This window comes from Pontibacter mucosus, from assembly GCF_003054055.1.
Classification (GTDB): Bacteria; Bacteroidota; Bacteroidia; order Cytophagales; family Hymenobacteraceae; genus Pontibacter; species Pontibacter mucosus.
The window spans coordinates 240,007-252,504 of the sequence record NZ_QBKI01000002.1 but is presented as its reverse complement, the minus strand read 5'-3'; the positions used below and the strand labels follow the sequence as shown (position 1 = coordinate 252,504).

Annotated in this window: 9 protein-coding genes and 1 riboswitch; of the genes, 3 read left to right on the top strand and 6 right to left on the bottom strand. The window is 53.2% G+C overall.

All coding sequences use genetic code 11. The features are described from left to right. Nucleotides 1–420 precede the first annotated feature (420 nt). The 4 genes from C8N40_RS04715 to C8N40_RS04700 all read right to left on the bottom strand — a co-directional run bounded on the left by C8N40_RS04715 (nt 421) and on the right by C8N40_RS04700 (nt 4,949). Nucleotides 421–1,137 carry a hypothetical protein gene (locus C8N40_RS04715; RefSeq protein ID WP_146173510.1) on the bottom strand — a complete coding sequence of 239 codons (717 nt, stop codon included), beginning with the start codon at nt 1,135–1,137 and terminating at the stop codon, nt 421–423. 176 nt (nt 1,138–1,313) lie between these two features. Then, nucleotides 1,314–2,573, bottom strand: a complete 1,260-nt coding sequence (locus C8N40_RS04710) for a homoserine dehydrogenase (RefSeq protein ID WP_108210632.1) — start codon at nt 2,571–2,573, stop codon at nt 1,314–1,316. Then, entirely contained in the window at nt 2,554–3,618 is a 1,065-nt protein-coding gene (locus C8N40_RS04705; RefSeq protein ID WP_108210631.1) for a homoserine O-acetyltransferase family protein, read from the bottom strand. The genes C8N40_RS04710 and C8N40_RS04705 overlap by 20 nt, the downstream gene beginning before the upstream one ends. Before the next feature lie 8 nt (nt 3,619–3,626). Next, nucleotides 3,627–4,949 carry an O-acetylhomoserine aminocarboxypropyltransferase/cysteine synthase family protein gene (locus C8N40_RS04700; RefSeq protein ID WP_108210630.1) on the bottom strand — a complete coding sequence of 441 codons (1,323 nt, stop codon included), beginning with the start codon at nt 4,947–4,949 and terminating at the stop codon, nt 3,627–3,629. 296 nt (nt 4,950–5,245) lie between these two features. After that, nucleotides 5,246–5,355: riboswitch (SAM riboswitch) on the bottom strand. 922 nt (nt 5,356–6,277) lie between these two features. On the opposite strand from C8N40_RS04700, the gene xseA reads away from it, so the two are divergent. Together xseA and xseB are read left to right on the top strand one after the other, a co-directional pair. Further along, on the top strand, nt 6,278–7,837 hold the full coding sequence (gene xseA, locus C8N40_RS04695; protein ID WP_108210629.1) for an exodeoxyribonuclease VII large subunit: 1,560 nt from the start codon (nt 6,278–6,280) through the stop codon (nt 7,835–7,837). Next, nucleotides 7,830–8,081, top strand: a complete 252-nt coding sequence (xseB, locus tag C8N40_RS04690; protein ID WP_108210628.1) for an exodeoxyribonuclease VII small subunit — start codon at nt 7,830–7,832, stop codon at nt 8,079–8,081. The genes xseA and xseB overlap by 8 nt, the downstream gene beginning before the upstream one ends. A 955-nt stretch (nt 8,082–9,036) precedes the next feature. Here the strand turns inward: xseB and C8N40_RS04680 are convergent. Continuing rightward, nucleotides 9,037–10,092, bottom strand: a complete 1,056-nt coding sequence (locus C8N40_RS04680; RefSeq protein ID WP_108210626.1) for a DUF6687 family protein — start codon at nt 10,090–10,092, stop codon at nt 9,037–9,039. Between the two features lie 134 nt (nt 10,093–10,226). Here C8N40_RS04680 and C8N40_RS04675 point away from each other — a divergent pair, with 134 nt between their 5' ends. Then, on the top strand, nt 10,227–11,717 hold the full coding sequence (locus C8N40_RS04675; RefSeq protein WP_245904992.1) for a nicotinate phosphoribosyltransferase: 1,491 nt from the start codon (nt 10,227–10,229) through the stop codon (nt 11,715–11,717). A 369-nt stretch (nt 11,718–12,086) separates the two neighbouring features. Here the strand turns inward: C8N40_RS04675 and C8N40_RS04665 are convergent, their stop codons facing one another. Continuing rightward, entirely contained in the window at nt 12,087–12,377 is a 291-nt protein-coding gene (locus C8N40_RS04665) for an HNH endonuclease family protein (protein ID WP_108210624.1), read from the bottom strand. Nucleotides 12,378–12,498 lie beyond the last annotated feature (121 nt).

Below are 12,498 nucleotides of genomic sequence, written 5' to 3'. Positions count from 1 at the left end.
CGATGCCCGAAGGCGAGGCCTCCCGGCCTAGGAGGGCAGAAAGTATAAATGCAACAGTAGCTTATGTAAGACTGGAGGATGAACGGCAGCTAGCAAGGATAGCTTGGTTCAAATGGTAGGAAACAGCGGCGATGGAAGTATAAACTCAAGTATAAAAGTATATCATACGTGGACTTGGAAGTCCGCAGCAGAAGTAGTTCCGGACAAGGATGTCCGAAACAGCAGCTATTTAAAAGTATAAGGTATGGCTTTTCAAGCCAGTTGGGATGCCCTGTCCCGAAGCATATCGGGAAAACCCAACATCATTAGCTGGCACGAGTTGCAAACTCACGCCAGCAATAGAAATGAGTTATGAAAAGTATAAAGTATAAAAAAGCCGCTCTAGATAATCCCAGAGCGGCTTTTTTATACTTTTAATACTTAATTCAATCGATTTCCGACGCCGTTCCTCCTGTCCGCCACCGGCACATCTGCCGATACGATAAAGTCAGGTTCGGCATGCGTGATTCCGGCTTTACCTTTGAGGAAATTAGCCAGTTCCAGGGCATTGCCACTAGCGTGCTTATCCACGCGCACCAGGTAAGTATGACCACTCAGCGGCATCAGCACCTCCGCGCCATATTCGGCAGCCAGGGCAGTTAGGGCATCTTCCGCTCCCGCCTCAATCGTCACAATCGCCTCGTTGCTGATACCCAGCAGGCCATCACCGTTCATAAAGTAGGGCGCCACATACGCAACGGCAGGATCCTGAGCTAGGAACTCCATTGCTTTTTCCACCTGCCTGCAATTCAGCCCGTCCACCAGTTCCAGGTTGTGCAGCAGAGCAGAGTTAGATCCAATCTGTCCTCTTTGTCCTTTCACAAAGCCATAGGCGGCTACCACCTCGGCTTCCTGTTCAGCACTCATTCCGCTGGCGAAAGCCACCAGCACTTGTTTTGTAAAAACGTTTCCCAGGTTTCTCTCTTCGTTGTTATAGAAGTAAGTATAATTGTCGCAGGAGCCATTGCCAGCTTGTGCCCTTAAGAGCGTGGGGCCAGCTTTTATGTTCCGGATCGGTGAGGCTCCATCATGCCGGCAAGATGCCAGCACCATGATCACCGTCAGAAACGCGAGTATTGGTAAAGATTTGCGTCTCATATTGATACAAATAAAATTCAGTGACAAACTGATTATTTGTACGCAGAGACTTTGACAATAGCTACATTTTCAGTAAATTAAAAAATTTACATAGTGTAATTAATATATAATTACAAAGCTATCTACCAATATTTTACAAATCACCCCCTTTAAATAGTACCACTCTAACCCCACTTCTAAACAGCCTCTTCAAGGGTGAGGCATGATGCCGCCACCACCTGTTCTGCCGACACGTGCGCCGGAAGCTGTGCTATAAACGCGATTGTCTGCTTCAGGGCGGACAGGTGCAAGAGCAGGTCTTTGCGGCGGATGGTGCCTACCAGCTGTACTTCTCTTTTACCTTCGCCAAAAACAGTCAGCTCGCGCCACGGCAGCTGCGGCAGAAACTCCGGCATGGTAGAGCGCACGTAAATCTTCAGCTCATCGTCTTCCTCTACCGGTACTGGCCTCAAGTCGCCCTCCTCGTTGTGCCTGAACTTAGGGTAGCTATACTTGTAGCCAGCCAGCGCCGCCGATACATCAGCCCACACGGCAGAACCGGTCGGGTGGCTACCGGCACCACGTCCCTTCAGGAACTGGTCACCAGCGTAGCGGGCCTCCAGCTGCACCCCGTTAAACTCGGCCTCCACGTAGTATAGCTCTGAATCCGGGAACACCAGCGTGGGCAGCACCTGCAACTCCAGTTTGTCTTTTTGGTTGAGCTTGGCCGTAGCTACCAGCCGAATGCGGCCACCCAGCGCCTGCGCCAGCGCCACATCCTTGCGGGAGATGTGCTGGATACCGGCCCGAAGCACCTGCTCCGGCTTCACCACCGCCCCAAAGGCATGCGCGGCAATCAGGCTGATTTTGTGCAGCGTGTCGTAACCGCCCACGTCCAGGGTTGGGTCGGCCTCAGCAAAGCCCAGCGCCTGGGCCTGCGCCAGCGCCTCGTTGTAGGAGATTCCCTCCGCGTCGAGTTTTGTAAGAATATAATTAGAAGAACCATTCAGAATGCCGGATACTTCCAGCAGCGGCTCGTTGCCGTAGTATGCCTCCAGCGTTCTAAGAATCGGGATGCTGCCGCAAACGGCCGCTTCATACAGCAAGGTACCGCCAAACTCCTCCTGCAGTGCCACCAGTTCAGTCAGGTTTTCGGAAATCATCTTCTTGTTGGCCGACACAATGGTTTTGCCGGCCCGCAGCGCCTGCCGCACAATCAGCAGCGCCTCTTTCGGGTCGCTAATCAGCTCGGCGTAGAGGTCGATGCTATCGTCCTGCAGCAGTTCCTGCGCGTCGTAGGTGAAATGATGCTTGGGCAGGGTGCGCAGCTTTTCCTGGTCGCGCACGCAAATCCGGGCTACGTTCAGGTGTGGGTTCTCCTGCAACACATCATGCAGCCCCTGGCCTACACATCCAAAACCAAATATCCCGATACGTTTACCGCTCTTGCTTTTCATAGTTGAGTTCTTCTTCAGTTACTTTTTCCTTTAAATAAAATTGCCGGATGGCATCTGCTAATTGGTCCACCTCCACCAGGAAGCCATCGTGGCCGTAGTTAGAGCGGAGCAGGTGAAAGGTTGAGCCCGATACCTGGGCGTGCAGGTAATACTGCTCCTCCACCGGAAACAGCAGGTCGGTATCCACGCCCACAAAAAGGCATTTGGCCTTTACCTGCGCCAGCGCCTTTTCCACGCTGCCCCGGCCGCGGCCCACGTTGTGCGAGTCCATCGCCTTGGAGAGCAGCCAGTAGGTGTAGGCGTTGAAGCGCTGCGCCAGTTTCTCGCCCTGGTATACCTGGTAGCTGGCGGCCCGGAAGTTGTCGGTGATGCTATGGCCCGGCTCCTGTTGCGCCTGCTGGTAGGTATTGTAGTGGCGGTAAGAGAGCATGGCAATGGCGCGGGCCGTTTTCAGGCCCTGCTGGCCGGCATCCGGTGTGTCGGTGCCCCAGCTTGGGTCCTGACGGATAGCCATGCGCTGGCTCTCGTTAAAGGCAATGCCCCAGGGCGAGTGGCGTGCGTTGCTGGCCACGTGCACCAGCCGCTCGAAAACAGCAGGTTTTTGCAACACCCACTCCAGCGCCTGCTGCCCACCCAGGGAACCACCGATTAAAGTATGCACCCGCTCCAGGCCCAGGTCCTGACGCAGCAAATCGAAAGCGCGCACAATGTCGCGGTTGGTGAGCTGCGGGAACGCCTGAAAGTATGGCTGCAGTGTTTTAGGGTTAACCGATAGCGGCCCTGTGGAGCCGTAGCAACCGCCCAGGGTGTTGGCGCAAACTATAAACCACTCCTGCGGGTTGTACAGCTTGCCCTCCCCGAAAAGGTCGCACCACCAATCGGTAAAATCGGAGCTGCCGGTAAGGGCATGGCATACCCACACCACATTGCTGCGCTCAGGGTTGAGCGTACCATAGGTGGTATAGGCCAGCTGGAAGCCCGGCAGCAAAGCCCCGGACTCCAGCTGAAACTCTTGTTGGTAATGAAAAACGTGCTGTTCTGACATTTTTATACTTAGGCTAAAGCGGGCTCAGCCTCTTTTACTTTGGCGAAAGCCTGCTCTAAATCTGCTTTTATATCATTTATATGCTCTATGCCGGCGGATATGCGCAGCAAGGTTGGCTCTACCCCGGCGCTTAGCTGCTCAGCGTCGCTCAGCTGCTGGTGGGTGGTAGAGGCTGGGTGGATAATGAGGGTTTTGGCGTCGCCCACGTTGGCCAGGTGACTCACCAGCTGCAGGCTGTTCACAAACTTCTCGGCCTGCTCCTTACCTCCCTTCAGCTTAAAGGAAAGCACACCGCCAAATCCACGCTTCAGGTACTTTTTAGCTAGCTCATGATAAGGGCTGCTCTCCAAGCCCGGGTAGTTTACGCTCTCCACCAGTTCGTGCTGCTCCAGCCACTCGGCCAGCGCCTGGGCGTTCTGTACGGTTCTTTCTACACGCAGAGAAAGCGTCTCCAGTCCCTGCAGCAGCAGGAAAGAGTTGAACGGGCTCAGGGCCGGACCAAAGTCGCGCAAGCCTTCCACGCGGGTTCTGATGGCGAAAGCGATGTTTCCGAAAGGTCCGTTCTCCCCGAACACCTCCCAGAAATTCAGGCCATGGTAGCCTTCCGACGGCTCGGAGAACTGCGGAAACTTGCCGTTGCCCCAGTTAAAGTTGCCGCCGTCTACAATTACGCCACCGATGCTGGTGCCGTGCCCGCCAATCCACTTGGTGGCTGATTCTACCACCACGTTGGCGCCGTGCTCAATCGGACGGAACAGGTAACCGCCGGCTCCAAAGGTGTTGTCCACAATCAGCGGAATGTCATGCTTGCGGGCAAGGGCAGCCAGGGCCTCAAAGTCCGGAATGTTGAAGCGCGGGTTACCGATGGTCTCGGTATAAATCGCCTTGGTTTTCTCGTCAATCAGTTTCTCGAAGCTGGCCGCGTCGTCATTCTCAGCAAAACGGGCTTCGATGCCCAGACGCTTGAAGGACACTTTAAACTGGTTGTAGGTACCGCCATACAGGAAACTTGAAGTCACGAAGTTGTCGCCGGCCTGCAGGATATTGGTAAGTGCCAGAAACTGAGCTGCCTGTCCTGAGGACACCGCTACCGCCGCTACGCCACCTTCCAGGGCCGCCACGCGCTTTTCAAACACATCGGTGGTTGGGTTCTGGATGCGGGTATAGATGTTACCGAACTCCTTCAGGGCAAACAGGTTGGCCCCGTGCTCCGCGTTTTTAAAGGCGTAAGAGGTGGTTTGGTAAATCGGCACGGCGCGAGACTGCGTAGTTGGATCTATTTCCTGGCCGGCGTGCAGCTGAAGTGTTTCGAAGTGAAGTGGCTGAGACATAACTATGTAGATTTATCTGTTTAAAATGAAAAATATGGCTTATGAAATAAGGAAGTGCTGATGGAGTATAAGGCGGCTATAGCAGCAGATATTGGGTCTGCCGCTATGCCAAGTATGAAGACAGGAATTTTATACCTGGATTAACAGCAACAACAACACATCGTGCACATGGGCATGTGCATGGTGCTGGTTTTAACAGAAGTTAAAATAGAGGTTCCGGACAGCTGCGTGGCTGCCTTTGAAACTAATAATACGTGCTGTGTTGGCTTGATTCCCTTGATGTACATGACCGTATCAATTTATATTCGTCCGGCACCCTGCCGAACTCAGGAATTAGCACCTTAACACCGATAGTTAGGTTGCTAGCGTTTCACAGAGCCTGTCTCTCCACGCTTCTTTATAAACCAATATCCGCAAAGGGAGTATTGACTTGATGTTGCAAGTATACGGCACGACTTTTTAAAAAGCCAAAATTATTTCTGATATTTTTTTGAAAAACAGGTTTTAAGGCGCAGATTCTGCTGTGAATTTCTTCATACTTTTAACTGAATAACAAGCATTTATACTACAACATCCTCTTAATTCTCAGCCTCAAGTGCCTCGGGCTGTTCCAGACATCCATGTCCGGAACTTCTCTGCTGCGGACTTCCAAGTCCGCGCAAGCCATACTTTTATACTTCTGCTATACTTTTATACTTTATCTGGCGTAAGCGTCCGCTTTTGTCTTCTAATAGCCGCTGCTTCCCACAATTGTAGCCAAGCTATACTTCTAAACTGCCGTTCATCCTCCAGGATTACATAAGCTACTGTTGCACCTCCTACTTGGCTCCCTCCTAGGCCGGGAGGCCTCGCCTTCGGGCATCGCGCTGTCTACATTTCCTTTGCTACCCTTCGGTCGCAATGCCGCCACAGCGGCACCGGAAATCTAGAAGGCGCTCTTTATGCGAGGGCCCCTACCCCCACCCAAAGGCTGGGAACAGAATCAATAGCTGCTGCCCTTTTTGTCATCTCGAATGAAATGAGAGATCTGAAGAGAATTCCTGTCAGATCTCTCCCGAAGGTCGAGATGACAATACAATTAGCAGAACTCCCTCCCCTGTTTTTAGGGGAGGGTTGGGGTGGGGTTTTGTTATAAGGAGGGGCCAGGGGTGGTTGGACCCGGCACTTCTAAAATCTTTCTAAACACTAACCATGCATACCCTAAATCAGAAACCCAAAAACATTTTCTCCACTCCCCTACTAATTATTTTAGCCAAAAAGTCCTAACTTCGAAGCAGAGGAGCCGGCTTTCTGCTGGTTGTGCAGTAGATTGTAACGTTGTTGAACCCATGTCCCAAATCTTTTTTCGCCAAACGGTAGTGTACGAGGAGCACCAGGCCCCGCTCTCGCTGTATGAGCTGCATCAGCAGATACGCGAGGAGCTGGAGGTGGCGTTCCCGGACAGCTATTGGGTGGTGGCAGAGGTGGCGCAGGTAAATGTGGACCGCCGCAAGGGCCACTGCTACCTCACGCTGGTGGACAAAGGCGACGACGCCCGGCAGATGCTGGCGCAGGCGAAAGCAACTATCTGGAGCTCGCGCTATCAGATGCTAAGCCGCTACTTCGAGGAGAAGACGGGGCAACCGCTGCGGGCGGGTTTAAAGGTGCTGCTGCAGGCAACAGTACGTTTCCACGAGCTTTACGGCCTTAGCCTCGACATCACCAGCATCGACCCCAATTATACCATCGGCGACCTGGCCCGCCAGCGTCTCGAAACGCTGAAACGACTGGAGGCAGAAGGGCTGCTGGAGGCGAACAAGGAACTGGAGTTACCCTTGGTACCGCAACGGCTGGCAGTTATTTCATCGGCTACTGCGGCAGGCTTCCAGGATTTTATACATCAGCTGGAGAATAATACCTATGGTTATACTTTCCAGACGACCCTTTTCCCGGCGGTAGTGCAGGGCAATGAGGCTCCTGCTTCTGTGGCACAGGCTTTTGCGCAGGTGGCACAGCACAGTGACGCTTTTGATGCCATTGTCCTCATACGCGGCGGGGGCTCCCAAACCGACCTGAGTTGCTTCGACGACTATAAGATAGCGGCTGCCATTGGCAACGCGCCATTGCCGGTGCTAACAGGCATCGGGCACGAGCGAGACGAAAGTATAGCCGACCTGGTAGCCCATACGCGCCTGAAAACACCAACTGCCGTGGCCGGCTTCCTCATCGACAGGTTCCGGGAAGCAGAAACGTATGCGGAGGATTTGTTCGATAGCATCCGCATGTTTGCCGCCCAGCAACTCAAACTGACCGATGACAAGTTGGAGCGCCTGAGCCTGCGTTTCCAGAACCAGACACGGCAGCAACTGCAAAGCCGAAAGGATAAACTGGAAAACCTGTCGCGTGGCCTGTTGCTGAAACCAAAGGCTTACCTGGAGGCTCAGCGGCATCTAATAAATGGTTTGGAAAAGGACGTGAGCGCCGGCACCAAAGACCTGCTTCACGAGCGGCAACGGTATCTGCAGGAACTGTCGGTGTGCGTAGAGGGCAAAAGCCAGCGCTACCTGCACCTAAAGGAGCATGAGCTCAACCACCTGATGCACTGCGTGGAAACCGAGGCCAAAGACAAGCTCAAGAAAGAACAACTAAGCTTTACCAAGTATAACGACAAGCTGGCGTATACTTCCAAAAGCAAGCTTCAGGGCGAGAATCACCGTCTGAAGTTGCTGGAGATGAGCATAGAGGCCAACAACCCGGAAAAGTTGTTGCTGCGCGGGTATACGCTCACGCTCATCAACGGCAAGATTATTAAAAGTATAAAAGAAGTAAAAACCGGCGATGTGGTGGAAACCAAGATGCAGGATGGCACCCTCCACAGCATCGTCGCAAATATAGATACCGATGAATAAAGACCTAAAGGATATGACGTACCGCGAAGCGACACAGGAGCTGGAAGAGATTTTGCGCGCCATCGAGAATGACGCTGTCGACGTGGATGAGCTGACGCAGAAAGTGCAGCGCTCCTCGCAACTGATAAAGCTGTGCAAGGAGAAGCTCCGCAAAGCCGAAAAAGCCATTGACCAGGTATTTAACGAAGAAAACTGCGAAGCTCCTGCAAAGCCGCAGGATGGTAGTGCTGGTACGTTGTTTTAGTATTTGCCTGAAATACCTCAGGTCGAGCTGACGCGAATAGCTTGAATAGCAATACCTATACTCTGGCTATACTTCATAATGGGGTCATAATTTATACTTCCTAACGCACCGGAACTCTCTTATAGCTGGCGCGGGTTTGCAACCTGTGCCTTCTTATGTTCTCGGGTCCGCAATCCGAGTGGCTTGAAAAGCCATACTTATACTTTGGCTATACTTTATACTTGGGTTTATACTTTCCTAGCCGCTGTTTCTTTCCACTTGAACCAAACTATCCTTGCTAGCCTCCGTTCATCCTCTAGTTCGCACAAACGTCTCGTTTCAGTTCAAACTTGGCTCCCTCCTAGGCCGGGAGGCCTCTCCTTCGGGCATCGCGCTGTGTACATTTCCTTTGCTACCCTTCGGTCGCAATGCCGCCACAGCGGCACCGGAAATCTACAAGGCGCTCAACCCAAAGGCTGGGAATCATTCGATAGCCGCTGCCACTACTGTCATCTCGACCTTCGGGAGAGATCTGAAGAGAATTCCAGTTAGATCTCTCGCGCTGCTCGAGATGACAGAGAGAAGTAAGTATAACTGTCCCCTGGAGGACAAGTGAGAACGGCAGTTCGAAACTTGCGAGCAGCGCTCAATAGGGGTGTAATCGCCTGCAGACAATTCCCTTCCTCGTAGGGGCTGGGAGGGAAATTATACTTTGTAGGGACAGGTCGCGACCTGTCCACGCGAGAACGGAGACTATGAAACTTATACTTCAGCCAAAGTAGCTACAAATTCCCCGCCTTAGACAAGGAGGGGATAAAAGGGGGTGGTTGGACCCGGTACTGCAGAAAGCGAGTCTGGAGACTCACACTCACCAAGCATCACGGGTTGGATACCCGCGCCAGTAAAAAGAAAGAGACGCAACACGTTACGTCTCTCCTCCTAAAAACTCATACTAACCAAGCCTAATCTGAGAAAATCACCGGTTAAGCTCCTTCACCTCTTTCCAGGTCCAGTTATACTTGGGTTGGATGCCCTGGTAGGCTTGTTGGTAGTACTGCACTACCTCCTCCTTCAGCTGCTCCACGGGAATGGACGACGTATAAATCTCGCGCTCGGTGGGGTTGGCGTAGGTTTCTGAGCGGGTGAGTTTGTCGCCATCGAGGCGGAGGAGCGGGCCGGTTTCGGTAATGGCATCGTAGGTCCAGTGGCGGCCGGAGGTTTCAAGTTCGTTCAGGCGCGCAGCCAGCGGCGCCATACTTAGCCTCGGAAGCGTGGGTCTTGAGGTGATGTCTACCCAGGTAGTATACTTATACTCTAACTCATATTTATTGCCCTGGTAACAGGCCAGCACCATGTCAAAACCCTGCGTGCGGCTGAAAAGCGCGTAGTAGTGCAAGGGATGCGGCGTTTCTATGATGATGAGGCCAATCTCCGGGTGGCGGGTGATTTTGGTGTCCGGCTTGTACATGTCACGATAGCCGAGCAGCACGCTGGCCACTTCGTCTTCCCAGGCGCCTTTCTCCCAGTCCGGGTCCTGCAGCACCCGGCCGAACTCGCGCAAGAAATACTTGAACTTCTGCACACACTGGGCTGCCTCCTTCTCCTCCATTTCATCAGCCTCGAAAGGCTTGTAGAACAGGTCGCGCTCTTTCGCGTTGAGCCAGCACACCAGCTTCAGCGCCTCGCCGGCCAGCGGATGGTTCAGGTCCAGTTCCCGGAAATCCCCGATGAGGGCCATCTGCCGCAGCAGCTCCTCGTTTTCCAGCGCCAGCTCCGGATTCAGTAAAGCCCATACACCCACAAAGCCGTCGATGTCGAAGTGATTGGCGGTAACATAGGGCAGGTCCAGCTCGGGCAGGCCTTGGCGCATCGCGTTCAGCACAATGGCAGCGCTGGTGTCGTCTTTCACCGCGTCAGGTGTGGGCGCTCCTCTCCAGTGCGAAAGCATGAAGCCGTTGGCGTGGGTGCTGTCCACCACAATGGCTTTTTTATCTTTAACCTCCGAAAAAGGTATAAACTGTCGTTTCTGCATAGCCTAAAATTGCAGATACAAAGCGCAACCTGCAAGTTTTTCTGTAAGAAGCTGACTATAACACAGCTACGCCCGTACTCCTAAATCAGGCTTACATTCTAATCTTTACTTACTAACTTACCGGCAGAATCATCATGAAATTTGAGTCCATGTCGCTGCATAAAACCTACCGCACCTCCCTCACCCTGCTTACCGACCTCTACCAACTGACTATGGCCTACGGCTACTGGAAACAGGGGATGGCCGAGCGGGAGGCCGTGTTTCATTTATACTTCAGAAAGCACCCGTTTGGCGGCGGCTACACCGTGGCAGCCGGCCTGGAGCACGTGGTGGAGTACCTGCAGACGCTTAAATTTACCGAGGATGACCTTGCCTACCTGAGCAGCCTGCAAGGCAGTCAGGGCCAGCCGCTGTTTGAGCAAGGTTTTATCGATTACCTGGGCCAGATGGAGTTCACCTGCGATGTGGACGCGGTGCCGGAAGGAACCGTGGTGTTTCCGAGCGAGCCACTGGTGCGCGTGAAAGGTCCTTTGCTGCAGGCGCAGCTCATCGAGACACCGCTGCTCACCATCATCAACTTCGAAACCTTAATTGCCACCAAGGCTGCCCGTATTAAAGAAGCCGCCAAAGGCGATACGGTGATTGAGTTCGGCATGCGCCGGGCACAGGGCATCGACGGCTCTTTGTCTGCCGCGCGTGCTGCTTACATTGGCGGGGCCGATGCCACCTCTAACCTGCTGGCCGGGCAGCTCTACAACATCCCGGTAAAAGGAACGCACGCCCACAGCTGGGTACAGGCTTTCGATTCGGAGGAAGAAGCCTTCGAGGCCTATGGCGATGCTTTTCCGAAGGATTCTGTTTTTCTGGTGGATACTTACGACACCCTGGAAGGCGTGCAGAAAGCCATTGCCGTGGCGAAGAAACTCCAGCACAAAGGTTTCGTTTTCGGGGGCATCCGCCTAGACTCCGGCGATTTGACTTACCTGAGCAAAGCCGCCCGCAAACTACTCGACGAAGCCGGCTTCCACAGCACCAGCATTGTAGCCAGTAACGACCTGGACGAAAACCTAATCACGCACCTGAAGCAGGAAGGGGCCCAGATTAATGTATGGGGCGTGGGCACAAAGATGATAACTGCTTACGACCAGCCAGCGTTGGGAGGCGTGTACAAACTGGCGGCCATCAAAAACGGGAAGTGGGAGTATAAAATCAAGCTTTCGGAGCAGCTGGCCAAGACATCCAATCCGGGCATACTGCAGGTGCGCCGTTACTACAACCAGGAACGCTACCTGGCCGACATGATTTACAACGAGCAGGAGCCCCTGCCAAAGCACCCGCAAATCGTGGACCCGCTGGACTTAACCCGCCGCCGCAAGGTAGAGGAAAATGCCAAGTATAAAGACTTGTTGGTGCCGATTTTTGAACAGGGGAAGCTGGTTTATACTTTACCGGACATGCCAAGTATAAAGGCGCACACGAAACAGGAGATTTCCAGCCTGCACGAAAGTATACGCCGCTACCTGAACCCGCACAACTACCCCGCCGGACTGGAGAGCGGGCTGCATCAGTACAAGATGGACCTGATTCTGGAGTTAAGGCAAGTAGCGCAGCAGGAAGAAGAGTAGTGTAACTTTGCTTGCTTTGAGAAGGTGTAAGCCCGCCTCGGCGAGCCGTTTTATTTGCTTCATTTTGTCATCCTGAAAGTTGAAAATTCCGAGCTTGTTTCGGGGGATCCTGGTAGCCAGTAGTAGAAGCTTAACCTCCCTTCCACCAAGTTTCTTAACTGAATGACACTTGCTGGCGCGGGTTTGCAACCCGTGCCTTAATTATGAGGTCGGATTTGTAATCCGACTGGGCCGGAGGCCCAACGATAGCCGGTCACGAGCGTGGACGCTCGCGCCATAAAGAGATCTCGGAGGAATTAGGGATGGGTTCATCTCATCTTAGAATTACAAAGTATAAATCAACCCCTCACCAAGCCACCTATCTATACTTTACCTACGCTTGCCACGGCGGTTCGAGATTTTTTCAATGCGTTTGGTGCGTACCCACTTCAGGTACTTTTGCAGCGGTTCGGCTTGTTGCAAAGCGGGTATGGAATTGTAGAGCACGGCCAGCTCGCGGTTACTGAACGTAAGGTGCAGCGTGCTGTGGCAGGGCTGGCAAAGCTCGGCGGTAGCACCGTAGCGGCCTCCCTCCTCGCGGGGCACCAGGTGGTGCCGCGACAGGTTCAGCACCTCTCTGCCACACAACTCGCACACTTGCTGCGCCTCCTTTTTCGCCATTGGTTATAGGTTTATACTTTAAACAACTGCCTCCAAAGTATGGTTTAGCGCCTTCGGCAAGTATAAAGTATAAAACAGAAAAAACCACGGCTGTAACCGTGGCTCTTTGCTATTGAGTGGT

Coding starts and splice junctions, on each gene's coding strand:
- C8N40_RS04715 (WP_146173510.1), bottom strand. CDS start 1,137: ATGAGACGCAAATCTTTACCAATACTCGCGTTTCTGACGGTGATCATG.
- C8N40_RS04710 (WP_108210632.1), bottom strand. CDS start 2,573: ATGAAAAGCAAGAGCGGTAAACGTATCGGGATATTTGGTTTTGGATGT.
- C8N40_RS04705 (WP_108210631.1), bottom strand. CDS start 3,618: ATGTCAGAACAGCACGTTTTTCATTACCAACAAGAGTTTCAGCTGGAG.
- C8N40_RS04700 (WP_108210630.1), bottom strand. CDS start 4,949: ATGTCTCAGCCACTTCACTTCGAAACACTTCAGCTGCACGCCGGCCAG.
- xseA (WP_108210629.1), top strand. CDS start 6,278: ATGTCCCAAATCTTTTTTCGCCAAACGGTAGTGTACGAGGAGCACCAG.
- xseB (WP_108210628.1), top strand. CDS start 7,830: ATGAATAAAGACCTAAAGGATATGACGTACCGCGAAGCGACACAGGAG.
- C8N40_RS04680 (WP_108210626.1), bottom strand. CDS start 10,092: ATGCAGAAACGACAGTTTATACCTTTTTCGGAGGTTAAAGATAAAAAA.
- C8N40_RS04675 (WP_245904992.1), top strand. CDS start 10,227: ATGAAATTTGAGTCCATGTCGCTGCATAAAACCTACCGCACCTCCCTC.
- C8N40_RS04665 (WP_108210624.1), bottom strand. CDS start 12,377: ATGGCGAAAAAGGAGGCGCAGCAAGTGTGCGAGTTGTGTGGCAGAGAG.